At 69.0% G+C, this 22,001-nt stretch carries 22 protein-coding genes, 1 tRNA gene and 1 pseudogene; 11 read left to right on the forward strand and 13 right to left on the reverse strand.

Features of this window, described 5'->3' with window-relative positions; all coding sequences use genetic code 11:
- Positions 1 to 20: 20 nt before the first annotated feature.
- From K6T84_RS01455 to K6T84_RS01485, 7 genes and pseudogenes are all read right to left on the reverse strand, one after another.
- The gene (locus tag K6T84_RS01455; RefSeq protein WP_225401594.1) at positions 21 to 962 is read right to left on the reverse strand and encodes a Ppx/GppA phosphatase family protein; all 942 of its coding nucleotides are present in this window, start codon (positions 960 to 962) and stop codon (positions 21 to 23) included.
- Positions 959 to 1,450 carry a DUF501 domain-containing protein gene (locus K6T84_RS01460; protein ID WP_224864753.1) on the reverse strand — a complete coding sequence of 164 codons (492 nt, stop codon included), beginning with the start codon at positions 1,448 to 1,450 and terminating at the stop codon, positions 959 to 961. Before K6T84_RS01460 ends, K6T84_RS01455 begins: the two co-directional genes overlap by 4 nt.
- The gene (locus tag K6T84_RS01465) at positions 1,443 to 2,081 is read right to left on the reverse strand and encodes an FtsB family cell division protein (protein ID WP_224864752.1); all 639 of its coding nucleotides are present in this window, start codon (positions 2,079 to 2,081) and stop codon (positions 1,443 to 1,445) included. Before K6T84_RS01465 ends, K6T84_RS01460 begins: the two co-directional genes overlap by 8 nt.
- Positions 2,082 to 2,099: 18 nt before the next feature.
- Entirely contained in the window at positions 2,100 to 3,389 is a 1,290-nt protein-coding gene (gene eno, locus K6T84_RS01470; RefSeq protein ID WP_224864751.1) for a phosphopyruvate hydratase, read from the reverse strand.
- Positions 3,390 to 3,473: 84 nt separating this feature from the next.
- Positions 3,474 to 4,208: a lytic transglycosylase domain-containing protein gene (locus K6T84_RS01475; RefSeq protein ID WP_225401593.1), complete on the reverse strand. Its 735-nt coding sequence runs from the start codon at positions 4,206 to 4,208 to the stop codon at positions 3,474 to 3,476.
- A 57-nt stretch (positions 4,209 to 4,265) separates the two neighbouring features.
- Positions 4,266 to 4,835 carry an RNA polymerase sigma factor SigC gene (gene sigC, locus K6T84_RS01480; protein WP_224865689.1) on the reverse strand — a complete coding sequence of 190 codons (570 nt, stop codon included), beginning with the start codon at positions 4,833 to 4,835 and terminating at the stop codon, positions 4,266 to 4,268.
- A gap of 177 nt (positions 4,836 to 5,012) precedes the next feature.
- Positions 5,013 to 5,657: pseudogene (locus K6T84_RS01485) on the reverse strand (DUF2275 domain-containing protein); the annotation flags it as partial.
- A gap of 102 nt (positions 5,658 to 5,759) precedes the next feature.
- On the opposite strand from K6T84_RS01485, the gene K6T84_RS01490 reads away from it, so the two are divergent.
- From K6T84_RS01490 to K6T84_RS01500, 3 genes are read left to right on the forward strand one after another with little or no spacing between them, the layout of a single operon-like run.
- A complete protein-coding gene (locus K6T84_RS01490) occupies positions 5,760 to 7,286 on the forward strand; it encodes a PPE family protein (protein WP_225401592.1) in 1,527 nt (508 codons plus the stop codon).
- Between the two features lie 46 nt (positions 7,287 to 7,332).
- Positions 7,333 to 7,602, forward strand: coding sequence for a hypothetical protein (locus K6T84_RS01495; protein ID WP_224864746.1), 270 nt, complete (start codon positions 7,333 to 7,335; stop codon positions 7,600 to 7,602).
- Positions 7,599 to 7,982, forward strand: coding sequence for a type II toxin-antitoxin system VapC family toxin (locus K6T84_RS01500; RefSeq protein WP_224864744.1), 384 nt, complete (start codon positions 7,599 to 7,601; stop codon positions 7,980 to 7,982). The genes K6T84_RS01495 and K6T84_RS01500 overlap by 4 nt, the downstream gene beginning before the upstream one ends.
- Positions 7,983 to 8,000: 18 nt before the next feature.
- Here K6T84_RS01500 and K6T84_RS01505 read toward each other — a convergent pair whose 3' ends face one another.
- From K6T84_RS01505 to K6T84_RS01515, 3 genes are read right to left on the reverse strand one after another with little or no spacing between them, the layout of a single operon-like run.
- Complete coding sequence (locus K6T84_RS01505) at positions 8,001 to 8,885, reverse strand: nucleoside triphosphate pyrophosphohydrolase (RefSeq protein WP_224864743.1); 885 nt, start codon at positions 8,883 to 8,885, stop codon at positions 8,001 to 8,003.
- A complete protein-coding gene (mfd, locus tag K6T84_RS01510; RefSeq protein WP_225401591.1) occupies positions 8,882 to 12,514 on the reverse strand; it encodes a transcription-repair coupling factor in 3,633 nt (1,210 codons plus the stop codon). Before mfd ends, K6T84_RS01505 begins: the two co-directional genes overlap by 4 nt.
- On the reverse strand, positions 12,511 to 13,113 hold the full coding sequence (locus tag K6T84_RS01515) for a TetR/AcrR family transcriptional regulator (RefSeq protein WP_225401976.1): 603 nt from the start codon (positions 13,111 to 13,113) through the stop codon (positions 12,511 to 12,513). Before K6T84_RS01515 ends, mfd begins: the two co-directional genes overlap by 4 nt.
- Positions 13,114 to 13,202: 89 nt before the next feature.
- Between K6T84_RS01515 and K6T84_RS01520 the strand changes: the two genes are divergently transcribed.
- The 7 genes from K6T84_RS01520 to K6T84_RS01550 all read left to right on the forward strand — a co-directional run bounded on the left by K6T84_RS01520 (position 13,203) and on the right by K6T84_RS01550 (position 17,489).
- Positions 13,203 to 13,274 (forward strand) — tRNA-Gln (locus tag K6T84_RS01520).
- Between the two features lie 19 nt (positions 13,275 to 13,293).
- Complete coding sequence (gene glmU / locus K6T84_RS01525) at positions 13,294 to 14,754, forward strand: bifunctional UDP-N-acetylglucosamine diphosphorylase/glucosamine-1-phosphate N-acetyltransferase GlmU (RefSeq protein ID WP_225401590.1); 1,461 nt, start codon at positions 13,294 to 13,296, stop codon at positions 14,752 to 14,754.
- 52 nt (positions 14,755 to 14,806) lie between these two features.
- On the forward strand, positions 14,807 to 15,793 hold the full coding sequence (locus K6T84_RS01530; protein WP_225401589.1) for a ribose-phosphate diphosphokinase: 987 nt from the start codon (positions 14,807 to 14,809) through the stop codon (positions 15,791 to 15,793).
- Between the two features lies 1 nt (position 15,794).
- Positions 15,795 to 16,139: an arsenate reductase (glutaredoxin) gene (arsC, locus tag K6T84_RS01535; RefSeq protein WP_225401588.1), complete on the forward strand. Its 345-nt coding sequence runs from the start codon at positions 15,795 to 15,797 to the stop codon at positions 16,137 to 16,139.
- Positions 16,136 to 16,789: an LpqN/LpqT family lipoprotein gene (locus K6T84_RS01540; protein WP_225401587.1), complete on the forward strand. Its 654-nt coding sequence runs from the start codon at positions 16,136 to 16,138 to the stop codon at positions 16,787 to 16,789. The genes arsC and K6T84_RS01540 overlap by 4 nt, the downstream gene beginning before the upstream one ends.
- Positions 16,790 to 16,848: 59 nt before the next feature.
- Entirely contained in the window at positions 16,849 to 17,211 is a 363-nt protein-coding gene (locus K6T84_RS01545) for a heme-binding protein (RefSeq protein WP_225401586.1), read from the forward strand.
- Positions 17,211 to 17,489, forward strand: a complete 279-nt coding sequence (locus K6T84_RS01550; RefSeq protein WP_225401585.1) for a hypothetical protein — start codon at positions 17,211 to 17,213, stop codon at positions 17,487 to 17,489. Before K6T84_RS01545 ends, K6T84_RS01550 begins: the two co-directional genes overlap by 1 nt.
- Here K6T84_RS01550 and K6T84_RS01555 read toward each other — a convergent pair.
- Entirely contained in the window at positions 17,486 to 18,910 is a 1,425-nt protein-coding gene (locus tag K6T84_RS01555; protein WP_225401584.1) for a DUF1254 domain-containing protein, read from the reverse strand. The genes K6T84_RS01550 and K6T84_RS01555 overlap by 4 nt on opposite strands.
- Positions 18,911 to 18,926: 16 nt before the next feature.
- Between K6T84_RS01555 and K6T84_RS01560 the strand changes: the two genes are divergently transcribed.
- Positions 18,927 to 19,799: an oxidoreductase gene (locus tag K6T84_RS01560; RefSeq protein WP_225398754.1), complete on the forward strand. Its 873-nt coding sequence runs from the start codon at positions 18,927 to 18,929 to the stop codon at positions 19,797 to 19,799.
- 28 nt (positions 19,800 to 19,827) lie between these two features.
- On the opposite strand, the gene K6T84_RS01565 is transcribed toward K6T84_RS01560, so the two are convergent.
- Positions 19,828 to 20,532 (reverse strand): sensor domain-containing protein, encoded by a 705-nt coding sequence (locus K6T84_RS01565; protein WP_225398753.1) that lies wholly within the window; start codon positions 20,530 to 20,532, stop codon positions 19,828 to 19,830.
- Between the two features lie 189 nt (positions 20,533 to 20,721).
- Complete coding sequence (locus tag K6T84_RS01570; protein WP_225401583.1) at positions 20,722 to 21,630, reverse strand: Vgb family protein; 909 nt, start codon at positions 21,628 to 21,630, stop codon at positions 20,722 to 20,724.
- Positions 21,631 to 22,001: the final 371 nt, after the last annotated feature.

Genomic DNA, 22,001 nt, shown 5'->3' on the forward strand with positions numbered 1-22,001 from the left:
TTACGGCCGGCCGGCAATCGCTAGGCGATCGACAGCACAATGCCGTCCAGGATGTCGTGTTCGCTGACCACCAACTCCGCGATTCCGGCGCGCTGCGCCAAGATGCGGGCCAGTTCCTGGACCACGATCGCGCCACCGCCGATGACGTCGACGCGGCCGGGGTGCATCGGGCCCAGGGCGGCCCGTTCGGCGCGACTCATACCGATCAACTGATCACAGACCGCCGTCAGGTCGGCGAAGGCGACCCGCGACAGATGTATTGCGGCCGAGTCGTATTCGGCTAGACCATGAGCCAAGGCTGACAGCGTGGTCATGGTGCCCGCCACCCCCACCCAGGTTCGGGCGTGCTGAACCGGCACCGCCTGCACCGCCTCCCCGAGCAGCTCGCGGGCCACGTCGCGGGCAGCGCAGACCTCTTCGGCCGTCGGCGGGTCGGAGTGCAGGCAGCGTTCGGTCAGCCGGACACAGCCGATGTTGGCCGAGTAACTCGCGGACACCCCGCTGTCCGGATCACCCAGCACCACCTCGGTGGAACCACCCCCGAGGTCGACGACCACGAACGGCCCGTCGGCACTGTCCAATTCGCCCACCGCGCCGCGGAAGGACAACTCGGCTTCCTCCTGGCCGGTGATCACCTCGGCAACCGCCCCCGCAACGGCACGTCCGAGCACCTGTGCCGTCATGTCGAAGAACACGTCACGGTTGGCTGCGTCGCGGGTGGCCGACGTCGCCACCATACGCACCCGCGAAACATCGTGTGCGACCAGCAGATCGGCATAGTCGCCCAACGCCACCCGGGTGCGTTCCAGCGCCCGGGCACCGAACCGCCCGGTGGCGTCGACGCCCTCGCCCAACCGCACCACGCGCATCTCACGGTGCACGTCCCGCAGCCGGCCGTCGACGAAGTCGGCGATCAGCAGGCGGATCGAGTTGGTGCCGCAGTCGATTCCGGCGACCCTCATAGCCACTGCTCCGGGACCAGGACACGGGCCATCGCCGGTTCGGCGGCCAGGATCGCCAACGCCTCGTCCCCGAACGGATTGACCCCGCGCCCCTTGGCCAGCGAGTGCGCGATCAGCACGTGCAGGCACTTGACCCGGTCGGGCATCCCACCTCCGGTGAACGTGGTCTCCAGCGATTCGATGGCGTCCCGCTCGGCCAGATACGACTCGTGAGCCGCCCGGTATCCGGCGGCCAACTCCGGGTCGACGTGCAGTCGTTCGGTCATCTCGGCCATCAGCCCCGAGGACTCCAGTCGGCTCGCCGCGGCGGTCAGCATCGGGTGGGTCAGGTAATACAGCGTCGGAAACGGTGTTCCGTCAGGAAGTTTCGGTGCCGTCTTCACCACGGCGGGCTCTCCGTCGGGGCACCGGTAGCAGATCTCCAGGACACCGCGGGGCTCGCGGCCCAGTTGACGGCGCACCGCGTCCAGGTCGGCGGCATCAACCACCGGGCACCGCCGGGACGGGTGCGAGCGGAGGCTCGATGGGCGCGGGTGGCTGATGCGGCGCGTCGGCGATGGTGTGCCACAGCGACGTGTACCAGGGGTCGTCGGTGGGCCCGGTGACCGCCACGATGCCCGGCTCCCCCGGCACGTCGGCGCCCGGGGGCAGTTGAACCTGATACGGGATCTCACCGGGCATCACGAAGCCCAAGCGCTGGCGGGCCTGCGCTCGGATGTGTGCCGGGTCGTCCATGTTCGCCTTCTGCTGTTTGAGGTCGGAGATCTGTTGGTGCAGCGTGTTTTCCAGCTGGGACTGTTGCTTCATCTCGGCGTGCTGGGCGAAGAAGGTCCGGACCGGTCCGGCGACGGTCAGGGTGAGCACGCACATCACCGCGGCCAGGATGACGGCCCGGCGTGCGGTGAATCCGACCCGCAGCTCGGCGCGTTCATCGGCGGCCGCGGCGGCGGACCGTTTGACCGGCGCCGCAGGTGATTCCGGCTGCGCTGTCCGTGAGTTGGCCGGTGCCCGCCGCACCGCGGGTGTGCGGCGCGGGTGGGCACGGCCGGTCTCGCCGGCCCGACCCGGCCGTGACGTCGCGGCGCGCCGCTTGGCGTCGGGCCGTTTCGGATCGGACATGCCAGCGCCCTCTGGTGGCTACTTGCTCTCCGGCGCGTAGCGCGGGAAGGCCAGTTCACCGGCGTAGCGGGCGGCGTCGCCGAGCTCTTCCTCGATCCGCAGCAGCTGGTTGTACTTGGCCACCCGTTCGCTGCGGGCCGGTGCACCGGTCTTGATCTGGCCGCTGCTGACGGCCACCGCGAGGTCGGCGATGGTGGTGTCCTCGGTCTCGCCGCTGCGGTGACTCATCATGGTGCGGTAGCCGCTGTTGTGGGCCAGGGTGACCGCATCCAGGGTCTCGGTCAGTGTGCCGATCTGGTTGACCTTGACCAACAGCGCGTTCGCGGCGCCCCGCTCGATGCCGTCTTCGAGGCGCTCGGGGTTGGTGACGAACAGGTCGTCACCGACGAGCTGGACGCGGTCGCCGATCGCCGACGTCAGCGCGACCCAGCCGTCCCAGTCGTCCTCGGAGAGCGGGTCTTCGATGGACACCAGCGGGTAGGCGTCGAGCAGCGACGCGTAGAACTCCGCGAGTTGGGCGGCGGTGCGGTTCTGCTTCTCGAACGCGTAACCGGTTCCCTCGGTGTAGAACTCGGTGGCCGCGACGTCCAGCGCCAGCGCCACGTCGGTGCCCAGCTTGAAGCCGGTGGTCTCGATCGCCGTGCTGATCAGGTCCAGCGCCGCGGTGGTGCCGGCCACGTCGGGCGCGAATCCGCCTTCGTCACCGAGCCCGGTGGACAGACCCTGCTTCTTGAGCACCGACTTCAGCGCGTGGTAGACCTCGGCCCCCCAGCGCAGCGCCTCGGCGAAGTTGGGGGCGCCGATCGGGGCGACCATGAACTCCTGGACGTCGACGCCGGTGTCGGCGTGGGCACCGCCGTTGAGGATGTTCATCATCGGCACCGGCAGGATGTGGGCGTTGGGGCCGCCGAGGTAGCGGTACAACGGCAGCGCCGCGGAGTCGGCGGCCGCCTTGGCCACCGCCAGCGATACCCCGAGCATGGCGTTGGCACCCAGCCGGGACTTGTCCGGGGTGCCGTCGAGGTCCACCAGCGCCTGGTCCACGAGTCGCTGGTCGTCAGCACTGATCCCGATGACCACCGGCGCGATCTGGTCCAGGACCGCGGTGACCGCCTTCTGCACGCCCTTGCCGCCGTAGCGGGTGCCGCCGTCACGGAGTTCCACGGCCTCGTGCTCGCCCGTGGACGCACCGGAAGGCACCGCGGCCCGGGCGAACGTGCCGTCCTCCAGAGCGACCTCGACCTCGACCGTGGGGTTGCCGCGGGAATCGAGGATCTCGCGGGCGCCGACCTGCTGGATGATGGGCACAGACTTCTCCTAGAGCTGGGGATTGAACGTCGTTCTCCTAGGGGAGCCTAAACCGTGGCCGGTACCAGCCACGTCACCCACATCTCACAAGGGCCGGCCGGCCGCGTAGGAGGCAGCCCAGTCCCGCACCGCGCGGGCATATATCTCCGACTCGTTATAGGCCATCAATGCCGTCATCCAGCCCTTCGGGGTGGCCAGGTCCTTGCCTCGCCAGCACAGGTAGCCGGCGGCCGACAGTGCGGCGTCGTCGATGTTGTCCGGGCTCACGATGCCGTCGTTGTTGGCGTCGACGCCGTAGAGCCGCCAGGTCTCCGGGATGAACTGCATGGGGCCCATCGCACGGACCACGCCGTCGTCGTCGGCCAGGTCAGGCTGCACCTCCTCGACGATGTGCAGATTGCCCCCGGAGCCGTCCAGGCGGACGCCGCGGATCTTGGGCCGCACGTCGCCGTTGCGCGCCACCGAAGCGTGGTTGTAGCGGCCGTGATGGCTCTCGATCTGGCCGATGGCCGCCAGCGTGGTCCAGCCCAGGTGGCAGTTGGGGTTCTCCACCTCCGCGACGCGCGCCGCGTAGGCGTAGGCCTCCAGTGCGGTGACCGGGATGTCGAGCATCGGCGCCCGCTCAGCGGCCCAGTGGTACAGCTGGTCGGCGGGCCGGCCGTCCTCCAGGCGGGTGTTCACCGCCGGAACCGGGTCACCCGGTGGTGGTGGCACGCCCTGCGGGATGGGGTTACCGAGCTGCCAGCTGCAACTGGATGCCAACAGCACCGCCGTCGCGCCCACGACGGCAGTCGTGCGCAGCCAACGAACCGCGGACACTGTTCTCCCCAACCTCGAATGTATTGCTTGGTGTCCATAGTTCCACGGACAACAGAATTAGCCGGTCAGGCCGTCACGCTCCGGATCGGCGAGCAACGCGCCGCGAGCGCGCGCCACCCGGGACCGGATGGTGCCCACCGGGCAGCCGCAGACCGCCGCGGCATCGGAATAGGACAGGCCGAACAGTTGGGTCAGCAACAGTGCCTCACGCTGGTCGGCGGACAGACCCGCGATCAACGTGGTGACTTCGACGACGTCCTCGAAACCGCGCGCCGGGCGATCCCGCTCCAGCAGCAACTCCGGGTCGGCACCGTGCGCCCTGCGCGGACGTGACCGCAGGTAGCGGATGTGGTCTGCGACCACCCGGCGTGCAATGGCCAACAGCCAAGTCCGGGCGCTGGAACGTCCGGCGAACCGCGAGATCGCACCGATGGCCCGCAGGAAAGTCTCCTGCGTCAGATCGTCGGCGCTGCCCGCATCGAACAGGTAGGCCACGAACCGCCAGACGTCGTGCTGGGTGGCCTTGATGAACGCCTCCAGCGCACGGGCGTCACCGGCGGCTGCGGCCAGCGCGAGCGCGGTGACAACGTCGTCAGCGTCGTTGTCGCCCCGTTCCGCTCCCGCCATGAAAAACCACCCTAGACCAGGTTCTTCCACGCCTCTACGACGCATGGTCGTAGGGCCATCCGCGCGGTTCACCGAACGCAGGTGACGGCCTTTTCCACCGGACCAGCCGCGGCGGGATTCACCCTTGGCTGCCGCGGGGCCGGCATCGTCGGTGAGCGAGCCAGAGGCGTGGCCGCCGGTACGCTCGCGGGCCACCAGCAACGCGAACACCAGACCGAGCAGGACCGGCAGATGACTGGCGATGCGTTCCGGGGTCACCTGGCCGTGGTAGGCGTCGATCGCCACATAACCGGTCAGGGCCAGGGCATACACCCCGGCGATGGCCGCAACACCGATCGCCATCGCAGGCCAGATACCGGCGGCGATCATCGCGCCGCCCAGCGCCAACAACCATGAGGTGGACTCGTGCAGCAAATGCGCACCGGTGGCCGCGCCGTGCCCGTGCGCCGACACCATGCCGAAATCGACACCGGCGATCTGCGCCAGCGCCGTCAGCACCTGCACCACCCCGACCGCGATCAGCGACAGCCGGCGATAGCCCCAGTGCCGGGGTGCGGTGATCCGGTTGGTGACCGATGTCACCCCGGCGGCCGCCAGGATCTGTGCGGCCAGGTCAGGTCCGGCCTCGGAGTGGGCCCCGGTTTCGATCTCGGTCAGTCGGCGGGCCTGGGCGGCAGCACCCACCAGCCAGCGTCGGCAGCTACGGCATGATGCCAGGTGCGCGTCGACCTGCTGCGCCGGCAATGCCTGCTGCTCGCCGTCGAGCAACGACGACAATGTTTCGCGCACCACCTCGCACCGCATGCCGACATCGTCGCGCATCCGGCGGACATACACAAAGGTCACCCGGCCAGGGAACCAAACCGCACATCCGCGCGACCACTTCGGTGTCGGGGAAAACACACGATCGAGCAGGAGACATCCATGAGTGCACCAGTCTGGTTGGCATCGCCGCCGGAGGTGCACTCTGCGCTGCTCAGCGCGGGCCCGGGCCCGGGGCCGCTACTGGAATCGGCTTCGGCGTACTCGGTGATGAGCGCCGAATACGCCGAAGTGGCCGCCGAGCTCGACGCGGTACTGGCCGGTGTGCAGGCCGGTGCCTGGCAGGGCCCCAGCGCCGAGCAGTACCTGGCCGCGCACAGCCCGTATCTGACGTGGCTGACCGAGAGCGCCGCCAAGAGCACCGCGGCAGCCGGCCTGCACCAGACCGCAGCCGCGGCCTACACCACCGCACTGGCCGGCATGCCCACACTGGCCGAGCTGGCCGCCAACCATGCGATTCACGCGACGCTGGTGGCAACTAATTTCTTCGGCATCAACGCCATTCCGATCGCATTGAACGAGGCCGACTACGTCCGGATGTGGGTCCAGGCCGCCACCGTGATGACGACGTACCAGGGCGTGACGGGAACGGCGCTGGCCTCGGTTCCGGTGGCCACACCCGCACCGTCGATCGTGACCCCGGGAGCTGCTGACGCCACCACCAGCTGGGACCAGCAGATCGCCGACCTGCTCACGCAGTTCAACATGGGCTTTGCCGACCCGGTCGCCAAGTGGCTGTGGGCGCAGTTGGGTGTCGACGCGTATCCGATCCAGGCGTTTCCCTTTGCCAGCGCTGTCGGCCAGATGCTGGCACAGATCCCGGGAATGTCTCCGGTCATCGCCAGCGCCCTGGGCTGGAGCGTGTTCCACACGCTGATGCTGTTGTGGCCGATGGGGCAGATCGCCGTGCAGATGGCGATCCCGATCATGATGGCCGCGGCGCCCGGCCTGCTCGCTGCCACCGCCGGACTCGGCGCGCTCGGCGCGCTCGGCGCGGTGGGCGGCGTCGACCGGGTGGTGGAGCCGACCGCACCGATGCCCGTGACCGGCAGCGTCGGCGCCCCGGTCACCTCAGGTGCGGTCGTCCCAGCCGGGGCGGAAGCCTGCGCCTGCGCCGACCCGATCTCCTCGGCCGGCCCGACCGCTCCCGGCGCCGTCAGCGCGGGGATGCCGGCCGGCGGCGTCGGCGGCGGTCCGGGCGTCGGTTTCGGGCCGACGTCGTGCCTGTATCTGGTGAGCAGCGCGTCGTCGTCGGCGCGGCAGTCCGCCGGCAGCCGGCGCTCCCGCAGCGCCGAGGAGGACGCGGCGGAGAGTCAGTCGGCCCCCGGCTCGGCCGCGACGGAGTCGCAGGCCCAGAAACGCCGGCGGCGCCGACGGGCCGCGCAACACGGCTTCGGCGACGAATACATGGACATGAACATCGGGGTGACCCCGGAGTGGGATGGGCCTTCGGGCGCGGTCGGCTCTTCGGATTCCGGTGCCGGTCCGCTGGGCTTCGCCGGCACAGTCCCCGACAACGGCCGGCGGGCCGCGGGAGTCGCCGTGCTCACCGGCGACGGGATCGACGCCGAGCCGCGGGTGCCGATGCTGCCGGGCGGCTGGGGCGAGGTTGGATTCGGGCAGAGCTAGCCTTTCGCTGGTGTCACACCTGCAAGCGTGGTGTTACACTTTCGCCATGCCGACCGAGCACCGGCGTCACGCCATCACCGAGACCGACGACATCAGCACGGCGTTGGAGTTCGCGCGCCGCGCATGGCCCGAACTTGCGGCTAAACCCGGCGCACTGTTGCGTCAACTCATCCTGGTCGGCCGAAACACCCTCGAGCACGAACACGCCGCGACCGATCGCGAACGACAGCAAACGATCGATGAAACCAGTGGCGCACTCACCGGAATCTTCGGCCCGAACTACCTCAAGGAACTGCGCGAGGACTGGGACGAGTGATCGTTCTCGACGCCAGCGTGCTGATCGGCCATTTCGAGGCGTCCGACGCCCACCACACCGCGGCGACTGCACTGCTCAAGGCTCATTTTGCCGCGCGATTCACGGCAAGCGTCATCACCCTCGCCGAGGTATACACCGGCGCCGCACGAGCCGGGAAGGCCGATGAGCTCAGCCGGGCGCTGGCACGGTTGCGAATCGAAGGAGTGGATCTGCCACCCGACGCCGCCCGCCGCCTCGGGGAACTGCGCGCAATCACCAAACTGAAGATGCCGGACTGCTGCGTCATCTACACCGCCGAGCATAACGATGCGATGATCGCCACCTTCGACGAACAGCTCGCCGATCGCGCAGCGGCTCTCGGGTTAACGATCGCGACCTGACTGACGACCGGGGTAGGACTACGGCAGCGGCCAGTGGGCGCGCCACTGCTGCTCACCGAGCTCCCCGGCGATCGCCTTCTCCACCACACGGACGGTGTCCATCAGATCCAAAACCGTTGTGCGCAAATCATTTTCCGCATCAGAATCGGCGGTGACGGTCACGCTGGTGACGGCGCTGGGGATCAGATCCGCCGGAACGCCGGCGCGGGCGAGGCGCTGCAACACCTTGCTCGCCAACGCCAACGCCGGCTGAGCGGTCGGAAGGTCGTCCATGATCGAGTCCCTGGCCTTGACCTCCAAGGCTTTTCGGTCATGCCACTGCGCCACCTGGTCCTCGCGCGAGATCTCCTCACCGGCCAGCACCGCGGGCACCCGGTGGGCCAGCTTGCGCAACAGGGCCTCGGCGACGTCGTCGATGCCGAACGGATGGTCAAGAGCCTCTTCGGCGATGCGGGCGTGGAACAGCACCTGCAGCAGCACATCGCCGAGTTCGTCACGCAGGTCATCGGCGTCACCGCCGCGCACCGCGTCGAACAGCTCGTAGGTCTCCTCCAGCAGGAACTTCCGCAGCGAGTCGTGGGTCTGTTCGCCCTCCCACGGGCCGTCCGCGCGCAACCGGTCCATGATCGCGACCGCGTCGATCAGCCGCTCCCCCGCCGGTGCCTCGGGTGCCGCGATCAGCGCCTCGCCGGCCGCCAGGCGAGCCACGACGGCGGGATGGTTGCGGTCCGAGGACAGCAGCACCGCCGCCTCGGCGCCGGACAGCACCGACTGGGCGGCCGGCAGCGACCACGGCACCGCGATCGGCAGTTCCTCGGTGTAGACGATGTCGCCGCATAGCAGCGCGCACGCTTCCACCGGGATCAGCGTCGGCCGGCGGGGGTCGACCAGGACGACGGTCATCGGGCCGTCACGTCGACATGGCCTGCGGGCTTGCCGTCGAGAGCATTGACCAGGTCGGCCACCATCTGCACCAGCTCGATATCGCGGATGCGCGGCGAGCCGACAGGCGCTCCCGCCCCTCCAGAACGGGGTATCGGGACCTGCACGGTGGCGGTGGTGGCGCGGTAGCTCGCGGACGGGTGCAGCCGCTTGAGCCGGATCTGCGCGGAGTCCGGCAGCGTCATCGGCGACAGCCGCAGCGTCGTCGCCGACGCCCCCGAAACCTCGGTGATCCCTACCGCCCGGCACAGCAGCCGCAGCCGGGCCACCGCGACCAGCCGGACCGCCGGTTCGGGCAGCGGACCATAGCGGTCGTTCAGTTCCTCGACAACCGCGGCGATCTCGCCGTCACCGGTGGCGGCGGCCAGCCGGCGGTAGCCCTCCAGCCGCAGCCGGTCGGAGTTGATGTACTCCGGCGGCAGGTGGGCGTCGACCGGCAGGTCGATCCGGACGTCGCGGACCTCTTCGGTGGTGATGGTCTCGCCTTCAGCAAGGTTGAACGCCGAGCGGTAGGCCTCGACGGCCTCACCCACCAGCCGCACGTACAGGTCGAAGCCCACCCCGGCCACGTGCCCGGACTGCTCCACCCCGAGCACGTTGCCGGCGCCGCGGATCTCCAGGTCCTTCATCGCCACCGCCATGCCGGCACCCAACTCGTTGTTCTGGGCGATGGTGGCCAGCCGGTCGTGGGCGGTCTCGGTCAGCGGCGCGTCCCGCGGATACAGGAAGTAGGCGTAGCCGCGTTCCCGGCTGCGTCCCACCCGGCCCCGAAGCTGGTGCAGCTGGGAGAGCCCGAAGGTGTCGGCGCGCTCGACGATCAGGGTGTTGGCGTTGGAGATGTCCAGGCCGGTCTCGATGATCGTGGTGCACACCAGGATGTCGTACTCCCGGTTCCAGAAGCCCGCCACGGTGGTCTCGAGCATCTCCTCGGGCATCTGGCCGTGCGCTACGACCACCCGGGCCTCGGGCACCAGCGCCCGCACCCGGGCGGCGGCGGCGTCGATGGAGCTGACCCGGTTGTGCACGTAGAAGACCTGCCCGTCGCGCAGCAGCTCCCGGCGCAGTGCGGCCGCGATCTGCTTGTCGTCCTGGCCGCCGACGTAGGTCAGCACGGGATAGCGGTCTTCGGGCGGGGTGAGGATCGTCGACATCTCCCGGATGCCGGCCAGGCTCATCTCCAGGGTCCGCGGGATCGGCGTGGCACTCATGGTCAGCACGTCGACGTGGGTGCGCAGCGCCTTGATGTGTTCCTTGTGTTCGACGCCGAATCGCTGCTCCTCGTCGACGATCACCAGGCCGAGGTCCTTCCACGCCACCCCGGTCTGCAGCAGCCGGTGGGTGCCGATCACCACGTCGACGGAGCCGTCGGCCAGCCCGGCGATCACCGCCTTGGACTCGGCCGGGTCGGTGAAGCGGGAAAGGCCCTTGACGGTGACCGGGAATCCGGCCATCCGGGTACTGAACGTCTGCAGGTGCTGATCGGCCAGCAGAGTGGTGGGCACCAGCACCGCGACCTGCTTGCCGTCCTGCACGGCTTTGAACGCCGCGCGCACCGCGATCTCGGTCTTGCCGTAGCCGACGTCGCCGCAGATCACCCGGTCCATCGGGACCGGCTTTTCCATGTCGGACTTGACCTCGCCGATCGCGGTGAGCTGGTCCACGGTCTCGGTGAACCCGAACGCGTCCTCCATCTCGGCCTGCCACGGGGTGTCCGGGCCGAACGCGTGCCCCGGCGCGGCCTGACGTTTGGCGTAGAGCGCAACGAGTTCGTCGGCGATCTCACGAACCGCCTTGCGCGCCTTGGTCTTGGTCTGGCTCCAGTCGCTGCCACCGAGTCTGCTCAGCGCCGGGGCCTGGCCGCCGACGTAGCGGGACAGCTGATCCAGCGAATCCATCGGCACGTACAGCTTGTCGGTACCGTTCGCGCCGCGCTTGCCCGATGCGTATTCCAGTACCAGATATTCGCGCCGCGCCCCACCGACGGTGCGCTCGGTCATCTCGACGAACTTGCCGATGCCGTGCTGGTCGTGCACCACCAAGTCGCCGGCCGTCAGTGCCAGCGGGTCGACGGCGTTGCGGCGCTTGGCCGCCAGTCGTTTGCCCTCCGGGCCGGCGACCCGGTTGCCGGTCAGGTCGGTCTCGGTGACCACCACCAGATTGGCGCCGGGGATGACCAGGCCGTCGTGCAGCGGCCCGGCCAGCACCCCGACCACCCCGGGCTGTGGCGCCGCGCCCGGCTCCAACAGGGTTGCGGCGGTGTCGGATTCGCCCAACTGCTCCACGATCCGCCGCGCGGTGCCGACGCCGGGGGCCACGATCGCTGCGCAGCCGCCGGTGACGGTGTGTGCCCGCAGCATGGCGAAGATCGCCTCAACTCCGGCGATATTTCCCTGCACTCCGCGCGCCGACGGCGACGCCCGCACGTCGAGTTCGGTCGCGTCCGGGTCGGGCAGCTGGCTCAGCGTCCACCACGGATGCCCAGCCGCCAATGCCGCCGCGCGCACCTCTTGCAGCTCGCGGAATCCCGAGCCGTTCAGCTGCTCGATGTCGATCGGGGCGTCCCCGCCGATGGCCGCGACCGACCAGGACGCCTCCAAGAACTCGCGGCCGGTCTTGATCAGGTCGACCGCACGGGCGCGAACCTTCTCCGGGTCGCAGACCAGCACCGGGGTGCCGGCGCCGAGCTGATCGGTCAACAGCGCCTGCGGGCCGGGCCGCAGCACCGGGCCGAGTGCCTCCATGCCGTCGACCGGGATGCCCTCGGCGAGCTTGGCCAGCATGTCGCCGACCCCGCCTGTCACAGCGTTGCCGGTGGACGGGTGCGCCCCGGCGAGCTGCGCGGCCCGGTCGCGGACATCCTCGGTGAGCAGCAGCTCCCGGCACGGCACCGCGACCACGGCACCGGCCTCGATCTCGGGGATGGAACGCTGGTCGGCCACCGAGAACGGCCGTATCTCGGTGACCTCGTCGCCCCAGAACTCGACGCGCACCGGGTGTTCGGCGGTGGGCGGGAAGACGTCGAGGATTCCGCCGCGCACCGCGAACTCGCCGCGCCTGCCCACCAGGTCGACCCGGGTGTAGGCCAGCTCGACCAGCCGGGCGATCACCGCCTCGAAGGGCGTCTCGTCGCCGACGGCCAGGATCACCGGCTCGATGGCGTCGAGCTGCGGGGTCATCGGCTGCAACAACGACCGCGCGGTGGTCACCACCACCTGCAGAGGCGGGCCCAGCCGAGCGTCGTCGGGATGGGCCAGCCGTCGCAGCAGCAGCATCCGGGCGCCGACGGTGTCGACACCCGGGGACAGCCGTTCGTGCGGCAGCGTCTCCCAGGACGGGAACAGCGCCACCGTGTCGCCGTAGGCACCGCGCAGCTCGGCAGCCAGGTCGTCGGCGTCGTGCCCGGTGGCGGTGACCACCAGCAGCGGGCTGTGGCGGGCCAGCGCCGCCGCCACGAACGGCCGGGCCGCGGCCGGGCCCACCAGGTTCAGTTCGGCGGGCCGCTGCCCGGCGCGGTCGATGAGTTCGGCGAACGCCGGCGCCGTCAGCGCCAGTTCGACGAGCCCGGCGATCGGGGTGACGGGATGGCTCATACGTCGTGCAGAGTCGGGTCGGACTCCAGGTGCGTCAACCCGTTCCAGCAGAGGTTCACCAGATGCGCGGCCACCACTTCCTTCTTGGGCTCACGCACGTCCAGCCACCACTGGGCCGTCATCGACACCGAACCGACCAGCGCCTGGGCGTACAGCGGCGCGGTCTCCGGGTCCAGGCCGCGCTTGGCGAAGTCACCGGCCAGAATCGACGACACCTGGCCGATCGCGTCGTTTAGCAGGGTGGAATAGGTGCCGGAACTGATCGAGGCCGGGGAGTCGCGGATCAGGATCCGGAATCCGTCGGTGTGCTCGTCGACGTAGGTCAGCAGCGCCAACGCGACGCGCTCGACCCGCAGCCGGGACTGGTTGTTGGTCGACTTGGTCAGCGAGGTGGTGATGCCGTCCAGCAACGCCGACATCTCCCGGTCGACCACCACGGCGTAGAGCCCTTCCTTGCCGCCGAAATGCTCGTACACCACGGGTTTGGACACGTTGGCGCGCTGCGCGATCTCCTCGATGGAGGTGCCCTCGTACCCGCGCTCGGCGAACAGCGTGCGGGCAACGTCGATGAGTTGGTGCCGACGCTCGCTGCCGGTCATCCGGGCTCGAGGCGCCCGGCCATCCTTGTCCAGACCAGCCACGCCGAACAGCGTAGTCGTTTCGACTAGAGTCACTCCCCGAGCATCGATCCGTCGTGGTGTAATCGGCAGCACCTCTGATTTTGGTTCAGATAGTTCAGGTTCGAGTCCTGGCGACGGAGCACACGGAGAAGAGATCGGGTGACAGGCCAACACGAGACCGCGGTCGTGATTCTGGCGGCCGGCGCCGGAACCCGGATGGTCTCGGACACACCCAAGGTGCTGCACGCCCTCGGCGGGCGTTCCATGCTGTCGCACTGCGTGCGCGCCGCCGCCGGGATCAGCCCCAGCCACCTGGTGGTCGTGCTGGGCCACGCCCACGAACAGATCGCCGGGCCGGTGGCGGAGCTGGCCCAGGCCTTGGACTGCCGCATCGACATCGCCCTGCAGGAGCAGCAGTTCGGCACCGGGCACGCGGTGGTGTGCGGCCTGTCGGCGCTGCCCGACGACTTCGACGGCACCGTCGTGGTGACCTCGGGCGACATCCCGCTGCTGGACACCACCACGCTGGAGGCGCTGGTCGACACCCACCGCACCGCCCCGGCCGCGGTCACCGTGCTGACAACCACGCTGGCCGACCCGACGGGCTACGGACGCATCCTGCACACCCAGGACGGTGAGGTGACCGCGATCGTCGAGCAGGCCGACGCCACCGCCTCGCAGCGCGAGATCCGCGAGGTCAACGCCGGCGTGTACGCCTTCGACATCGCCCCGCTGCGCTCCGCGTTGAGCCGTCTCGGCTCGGACAACGCCCAGCATGAGCTGTACCTGACCGACGTGATCGGCATCGTCCGCGGCGACGGCCAGGTGGTGCACGCCCGCCACGTCGACGATTCGGCGCTGGTGGCCGGCGTCAACGACCGGGTGCAGCTGGCCGAGCTGGCCGCCGTGCTCAACCGCCGCCTGGTGGCCGCCCACCAGCGGGCCGGAGTCACGATCGTCGACCCCACCAGCACCTGGATCGACGTGGACGTGCGCATCGGGCGTGACACCACCGTCGCGCCGGGAACCCAGCTGCTGGGCGACACCGCGATCGGCGCGCACTGCCAGATCGGACCGGACAGCACCCTGACCGACGTCACCGTGGGTGACGGCGCCTCGGTGATCCGCAGCCACGCCACCTCGTCGTCGGTCGGAGGGGGTGCCACGGTCGGGCCGTTCAGCTACCTGCGTCCGGGCACCGCGCTCGGCGCCGACGGCAAGCTGGGCGCGTTCGTCGAGACCAAGAACTCCACCATCGGCACCGGCACCAAGGTTCCGCACCTGACCTACGTCGGTGACGCCGACATCGGCGAACACTCCAACATCGGCGCGTCCAGCGTGTTCGTCAACTACGACGGCCAGACCAAGCGACGAACCACCATCGGCTCACACGTGCGCACCGGGTCCGACACCATGTTCGTCGCGCCGGTCACCATCGGCGACGGGGCCTACACCGGCGCCGGGACGGTGGTACGCGACGACGTGCCGCCGGGTGCGCTGGCGATCTCGGCCGGCCCGCAGCGCAACATCGAGAACTGGGTGCAGCGCAAGCGGCCGGGCAGCGCCGCCGCACAGGCTGCCTCCCAGGCGACCGGAGATCAACCAGACTCCGTACCATGAGGCCCGAGTTAACTCGACCATTTTCCGAGATCTCCAACAGCGAGGGCAGCACGTGAGCCACGAGTGGACAGACAACCGCAAGAACCTGATGCTCTTCTCAGGTCGCGCGCATCCTGAGCTGGCCGAGCAGGTCGCCAAGGAGCTGGACGTCGCGGTCACCGCGCAGACCGCGCGCGACTTTGCCAACGGCGAGATCTTCGTGCGCTTCGACGAGTCGGTGCGCGGCTGCGACGCCTTCGTGCTGCAGTCCCACTCCGCGCCGCTGAACCAGTGGCTGATGGAACAGCTGATCATGATCGACGCCCTCAAGCGGGGCAGCGCCAAGCGGATCACCGCCATCCTGCCGTTCTACCCCTACGCCCGCCAGGACAAGAAGCACCGCGGCCGCGAACCCATTTCGGCTCGCCTGGTCGCCGACCTGCTCAAGACCGCCGGTGCCGACCGGATCGTGACGGTTGATCTGCACACCGATCAGATCCAGGGTTTCTTCGACGGCCCGGTCGACCACATGCGCGCCCAGCCGCTGCTGTGCGGCTACATCCGCGACAACTACCTCAACAACGGCAAGGACGTCGTGGTGGTCTCGCCCGACTCCGGCCGGGTGCGGGTCGCCGAGAAGTGGGCCGACTCGCTGGGCGGCGTGCCGCTGGCATTCATCCACAAGACCCGTGATCCGCGGGTGCCCAACCAGGTCAAGGCCAATCGGGTGGTCGGCGAGGTGCAGGGGAAGACCTGCGTGATCACCGACGACATGATCGACACCGGCGGCACCATCGCCGGAGCGGTGGGCCTGCTGCGTGAGGCCGGTGCCATCGACGTGGTGATCGCCGCCACCCACGGCGTGCTCTCCGCACCGGCTTCGGAGCGCCTGGCCGCCTGCGGCGCCAGCGAGGTGATCGTCACCAACACCCTGCCGATCACCCAGGACAAGCAGTTCCCCCAGCTGACGGTGCTCTCGATCGCCCCGCTGCTGGCCAGCACGATCCGCGCCGTATTCGAAAACGGTTCGGTCACCGGACTTTTCGACGGGGATGCCTGACATGACAGACGGAACCATCTACCACAACCCGCGCTGCTCCACTTCGCGCAAGACGCTGGACCTGTTGCGCGACAACGGTATCGAGCCGACCGTCATCGAATACCTGAAGACGCCGCCGTCGCGCGACGAACTGGCGAAGATGATCAGCGATGCCGGGATCGGGGTGCGCGACGCGGTCCGCACCGGCGAGGCGGTCTACGCCGAGTTGAACCTGGCCGACGCCTCCGACGACGAGTTGCTCGACGCGATGGCCGCGAACCCGATCCTCATCCAGCGCCCGTTCGTGGTGACGGCGAACGGCACCCGGCTGGGCCGCCCGATTGACGCGGTCCGCGAGATCCTGTGACCCGACTGGCCCGGGTGGCGGTGGCCGGGTTCGTGCTGGCCGGCGCGGTTTCCGGGTGCGGCTCCAAAACTCCTGACTACCAGTCGATTTGGAGCAACGGTTCCACCACCGTGACCACGTCGCAGGAAGCTCAGGCACCGGTGACGGTGGGACGCTACCTGGAGGACCAGGGGGTGGCCGCCGAAGCGGTGGACCCCAAGGACCTGACCGACCTGACCGTGACGATGCCGACACCCCCGGGCTGGACCAAGAAGCAGAGCAAGATGCTGCCGGCGACCACACAGGTCATCGGCAAGGGCGACAAACTGCCCCGGGCGATCCTCAACGTGGTCAAGCTCACCGGGAACTTCGACGGCCACGAAGCCATCAAACACGGCGTCGCCGACGCGCAACTCTCCAAGAACTTCCGGCTGCTGGATGCCTCCAACGAGGACTTCAACGGTTTCCCGTCGTCGATGGTCCAGGGCACCTACGACCTGGACGGACAGCGGCTGCACAGCTGGTTTCGGATGGTGATCGCCACGGGGTCGGCACCGGCCGAGCAGCGTTACCTGGTGCAGCTGTCGGTCACCGCGACCGCAGACGACGCTCCCGGACAGGCCGCCGCCGTCGACGCGATCACGAAGGGCTTCACCGTCGCGGCCAAGTGACCCCCCTTGGGCGGTCCGGCTTGTTACAGTGCGACGCACCCGCTGAAGGGAGTTCCGCGATGATCCTCGCCCACCGTTCACACCTGCTTCTGGCCGGTCTGTCCATCGCCGCCACCGCCCTGTGGGCGCCGGCCGTGGCGGTCGCCGACCCGGCACCCGGCTGTACCGCCGCCGATTTCGCCAACATCGCCGCGAGCGTCGCCGCGCAGACCTCCGGGTACCTCTATGCGCACCCCGACCTCAACGCCTTCTACACCGACCTGCACAACCAGCCCGACGACCAGGTGCCCAACGCGGTACGCACATACTTCGACGCCAACCCGCAGGCCCACACCGACCTGCTGGGAATCCGCCAGCCGCTCACCGACTTCCGCGCCCGCTGCGGAGTGACCCAGCCCGACCAGCCCCTGCTGGGGCACTGATGTCACGCCGGATCTGGGCCGCTGCCGCGTTGACGTTGGCCACCGCGCCCGGGGCCGTGGTCGTGTTCACCCCGGCCGGCACCGCCGAGGCCAACGGCTGCGTGGGCGTGGGCCGGCGCGTCTACGTCAGCGGATGCACCGACGCGGTCGCACCGCCACCGAGTTACTACGCCCCGCTGCCCGAGGACGTGCCCCCGCCGCCGCCTCCACCACCGCCGCCGGTCAACACCTGCGTGGGCTACAACGGGCGCTGGGTGCACGCCAACAACTGCAACTAACTCTTGACGGCTTTCGGCGGTGTCCAGGCTCCGCCCAGTGCCTCTTCCTTGGGCCAGTAGAGCCGCAGGATCATCTGGAACGGGCCAACGGGGGCCGGCAGCCAGTTGGCTTCCCTGTCCGCACCCGGGGACTCTTTCTGCACGTAGACGGTGATGCCGCCGTCGGGGTCGCGGATCAGGTCGTCGAGCATCGGTGAGTTGATCAGGTACCGATTGATCGGGTTGGCCACCAGCAGGCTCTGCGGCATCTGGTACATGGTCAGCGACCAGAACGCGTTGACCGGCGGCAGCTGCCCGGGCGCGAACCGCAGGGTGTAGCTGCCGGACCCGTCGAGCGGGGCACCGGCGGAGTCCACCGCGATCACCGGGTAGATGGCTTCGGCCGCGGTGTTGCCGTAGATCCCCAGCACCGCTCCGGCCATTCGGTAGAGGTAGTTGCCGGCCAGGAATTCCCGGTTGCCGAACAGCTGCGCCGACGTCACCTGCCCGGTGTCGAGCCTGTCCTTCTTGAAGGCGTCGAATTCCGCCCAGGCGTCAGCCATCCCGGCCTCCACCGCCGCTCGGGTCTCGGGGCTCAGCTTGTCGGCGTCGAAGTCACCGTCAGCTCCGATACCGATGGAGGCGAACCGGGCCCGCTGGCCCTCCTCCCCCGGCAGCACCGGCGCGTACTTCAGGACGAAGCTCAAGATCTCGAAGAACTTCGGTGAGGTCTTCTGCGTCTCGACCGTCAGCGGCGCGATGAAATCCACCGGCGGGGCGCTGATCGCGGGCTGGTTGAGGAACGCCGAGAGCGGTTCGACGGTGTAGCCGTTCTGGATCGCCTTGACGTTGTCGATGTCTTCGGCACCGAACAGCTGGGTCCGGTAGATGACCGACCCGAACTCGGTGTCAGACCGGATCACCTCGTCGATGCCCTCCGGCTTGTCGCCGCTCCAGCCGGGCCCGGCCAGCAGATACCTGCCGCCGTCGTTGCCGGTGGCCCGGCTTCCCAGGTAGGCGTAGTCGGCGGTGTAGGCGTCGACGAACTGCAGCGAGTAGTAGCGGCCCTCCTCGATCTGCGGCACCGTCAGCACCAGCGGCTCGGCCCGCAGGTCGGTGCCGAGCATGGTGTAGGGCGTGTCCGAGTTGGGGGTCTGCACCGCGGTGTCCTCGGGCGTGTACACCCGCGCCGAGCTGTGCGTCTGGTCCCACCCACCCTTGTACTCCGGATTGTTGGAGTCCACGAAGTAGGCGTGCTGGATCCGGTAGTTGTCGACCATCGGGAAGCCGTAGATGTAGGCCTCTTTGGCGATCTGGCGCACGTCGTCGGTCGCGGAGCCGGTGGACGTCGGGGCGCCCGGTTGAGCCGACTGCCGGTCGCCGCAGCCACCGAGCGCCGCCAGCAGCACCACGATCAATCCCAGAGCGCTCCATAGCTTCACGCATAGAGTGTCAGCCATGAGTTCCTGGACCGCCACCGATCTGCCGTCGTTCGCCGGCCGCTCCGTCATCGTCACCGGCGCAAACAGCGGGCTGGGTGCTGTCACCGCACGCGAGTTGGCCCGCGTCGGCGCGCACGTCACCCTCGCCGTCCGCGACACCGCCAAGGGGCTCACCGCCGCGGCCGGCATGCCCGGTGAAGTGACCGTGCGCGCCCTGGATCTGGCGGACCTGTCCTCGGTGCGCCGGTTCGCCGACGAGACGGCACAGGTCGACGTGCTGATCAACAACGCCGGGATCATGGCGGTGCCGTTCGCCACCACGGCCGACGGTTTCGAAAGCCAGATCGGCACCAACCACCTGGGGCATTTCGCGCTGACCAACCTGCTGCTGCCCAAGCTCACCGACCGGGTCGTGACGGTGTCGTCGTTGATGCACCGGATGGGCTACGTGAGCCTGAAAGACCTGAACTGGCAGTCGCGCCGGTATTCGGCGTGGCTGGCCTACGGCCAGTCCAAACTGGCCAATCTGCTGTTCACCAGCGAACTGCAGCGCCGGCTGGTCAACGCGGGCTCACCCGTGCGTGCCCTGGCCGCCCATCCGGGCTATTCGAACACCAACCTGCAGGGCCACACCGGCAATCGCCTCGGCGACGTGCTGATGCGCACCATCGGCAACGGACTGCTGGCCACCAGCGCCGACTTCGGGGCCCGCCAGAGCCTGTACGCGGCGTCGCAGGACCTGTCCGGCAACACCTTCGTCGGGCCGCGGTTCGCGGTCGTCGGCCGCAGCGGGCCGGTGGGCCGCAGTCTGCTGGCCAAGCGCGGCTCCACGGCCGCGGGGCTGTGGAGGTTGTCCGAGCAGCTCACCGGGGTGCAGTTTCCGGGGTAAGGCCTTTGCTCACCGCCGCAGCGGCGACCTACTTCGCGACGCGCGCGGCGATCTGGTCGCCGAGCCGGCGGCCCTGGTCGGTGATCTGCTGAGCGCAGGCGGTGACGTCGACGACGACGTTGGCCTCCGCCCGCAGCGCACGCTGGCAGGTCCACCTGACGTCTTGGCGGCTCTCGGCGATCGAGATCGTCGGCGGCACCCCGACAACGCCGGCCAGGCGCCAGGTCATGGGAGGTTGCTCCGCCTTGACGGTCACCACTTCCTGGTCCGCACACAGCCGCCACAGCGCCGCGGAGTTGGCCACGAACGCCTCGGCCCGCCCGGCATCGGGGAAGGACGCCACCGACTGAACGAAGTAGTGCTCCATGTTTTCAGCAGAGTCCCGCGCCTCGTTCCAGCGCAGGCCGGTGTAGCCGCTGTCGGTGTAGGTCAGCTCCTGTGCGGCGACGAGCGCTCCCAGGCAACCGGCCTTCGACAGGCCTCCCGGGTTCGTCATCGCCTCGGTCGAGACATCCCCGGCGGTCATCTGCGCGCCCATCACCGAGCTGATCTGGCTGTTGTCGAGCAGCAGCGCGGCAAGCTTCTCACCCTTGATCAGTCGCGGCGACGCCGCGAACCACCACAGCCCAGCGACGGCGAGCACGACGGCTGCCGCAGCCGCCCCGATCGTGATCCACCGCTTGGCGGGGCTTGCCTTGCCGTCCAATCCTGCAGTCAGTGCGCGTCTACTCAACCTGCCACCGCCTTCTCACCAGCGAGAAATCCACCGTTTCGGTTCCACGTACCGCCAGCCGGCGGCGGGCGTCGGTTCAATATAGTGCAGCCGCCACGAAGGCAGGCCCGTTCCCGCCGCCACTCATCCACCGAATCGCTGACGCCCACCGCCTTTGCGACCATGTGGCTCGGGTGATTCCGAACCTCGTTACGGCGCCTGCCACCCAAATACCGCCTGCGTGGCATTGACGGTGTTCGTGCCGGTGCTCGCCGCCACCCAGATTGCGCCGGTCAACGGTGATACCGCGATGCCGTGCGGGATTCCGTTGTGAACGATGCCGCCCGGCGTGGCATCCCAGCTGCCCACTGACTGGTTGGTGGTCGGGTCGATGACCGTCACCGTGCCCGCAGCGTTGGCGCTCGTGACGTAGATCGCGCCCGCGTTCGGCGTACCTGTCGGCGCAATCGCCACGCCAAAGGCCGCTGGCACGCCGGTGATGGTCTTGACGACCGCACCGGTGTCCGGGTTGATCACCGAGACCTGGCCCGAGGCGTTGCCGGCGACGTAGAGATACCCCGAGTACGCCCCGGTCGACTGAACCGCGATCCCCTCAATTCCGTTGCCCGCACCCACCGAGATCGTGCTGGTCACCGTGTTGCTGACGGGGTTGATCACCGACACCGTGTTGCTGCCCTCGTTGGTGACATAGACCATCCCGTTATTGGGGTCCACCGCAACGAACTGCGGTGTCACGCCGATTCCGGTGATCGCCGTCACGCTTGAATCTGACGGGTCATACACGTGCACCTGTCCGGTCGAAACAACGTAGACCTGCCCGTCGTTGCCGACCGCCACGCCCATCTGTGAACCGCCCGGGATGCTCACCGTGTGAACGGCGAAAGTAACCGGGTCGATCACCTTCAGACCACCGGCCACGGTGGTCACGTAGGCGTGCCCATCGGCACTGACCGCGACGTACTGCGGCGTAGGTGTTCCGCCCAGGTTGATGTCGGCGACGGTCGCACCAGTCGACGGATTGATGACCGTCACATCGTTGTGACCACCAATAAGCTGCGTGGAATTGACCACATAGACGTAGCCCGTGTTCGGATCCACCGCCACACCTTGAGGCGTGTGGAATCCGATGAGCGGCGAGTTCGCCACCTGTGAGCCTGGCACCGTCGCCGGCCGCAGCCCCGCCGGTCCGGTCGGCCCGGTCGGCCCGGTCGGTCCGGTCGCGCCAGTCGCCCCGGTAGCACCCGTGTCACCCGTAGCCCCGGTGTCACCCGTCGGACCCGTAGCCCCGGTCGAACCAGTCGCACCGGTGGCACCCGTAGCCCCGGTAGCACCCGTGGCACCAGTCGCCCCGGTGTCACCCGTAGCGCCGGTGTCACCCGTAGCGCCGGTAGCACCCGTGGCACCCGTCGCACCGGTCGCACCGGTCGCGCCCGTCGCACCGGTCGCGCCCGTGTCACCAGTCGCGCCCG

Origin of the sequence: Mycobacterium zoologicum, assembly GCF_020181635.2 — a bacterium.
GTDB classification, from domain to species: domain Bacteria; phylum Actinomycetota; class Actinomycetes; order Mycobacteriales; family Mycobacteriaceae; genus Mycobacterium; species Mycobacterium zoologicum.

Coding starts and splice junctions, on each gene's coding strand:
- K6T84_RS01455 (WP_225401594.1), bottom strand. CDS start 962: ATGAGGGTCGCCGGAATCGACTGCGGCACCAACTCGATCCGCCTGCTG.
- K6T84_RS01465 (WP_224864752.1), bottom strand. CDS start 2,081: ATGTCCGATCCGAAACGGCCCGACGCCAAGCGGCGCGCCGCGACGTCA.
- sigC (WP_224865689.1), bottom strand. CDS start 4,835: ATGGCGGGAGCGGAACGGGGCGACAACGACGCTGACGACGTTGTCACC.
- K6T84_RS01490 (WP_225401592.1), top strand. CDS start 5,760: ATGAGTGCACCAGTCTGGTTGGCATCGCCGCCGGAGGTGCACTCTGCG.
- K6T84_RS01495 (WP_224864746.1), top strand. CDS start 7,333: ATGCCGACCGAGCACCGGCGTCACGCCATCACCGAGACCGACGACATC.
- K6T84_RS01505 (WP_224864743.1), bottom strand. CDS start 8,885: ATGACCGTCGTCCTGGTCGACCCCCGCCGGCCGACGCTGATCCCGGTG.
- mfd (WP_225401591.1), bottom strand. CDS start 12,514: ATGAGCCATCCCGTCACCCCGATCGCCGGGCTCGTCGAACTGGCGCTG.
- K6T84_RS01515 (WP_225401976.1), bottom strand. CDS start 13,113: ATGACCGGCAGCGAGCGTCGGCACCAACTCATCGACGTTGCCCGCACG.
- arsC (WP_225401588.1), top strand. CDS start 15,795: ATGACAGACGGAACCATCTACCACAACCCGCGCTGCTCCACTTCGCGC.
- K6T84_RS01545 (WP_225401586.1), top strand. CDS start 16,849: ATGATCCTCGCCCACCGTTCACACCTGCTTCTGGCCGGTCTGTCCATC.
- K6T84_RS01550 (WP_225401585.1), top strand. CDS start 17,211: ATGTCACGCCGGATCTGGGCCGCTGCCGCGTTGACGTTGGCCACCGCG.
- K6T84_RS01560 (WP_225398754.1), top strand. CDS start 18,927: ATGAGTTCCTGGACCGCCACCGATCTGCCGTCGTTCGCCGGCCGCTCC.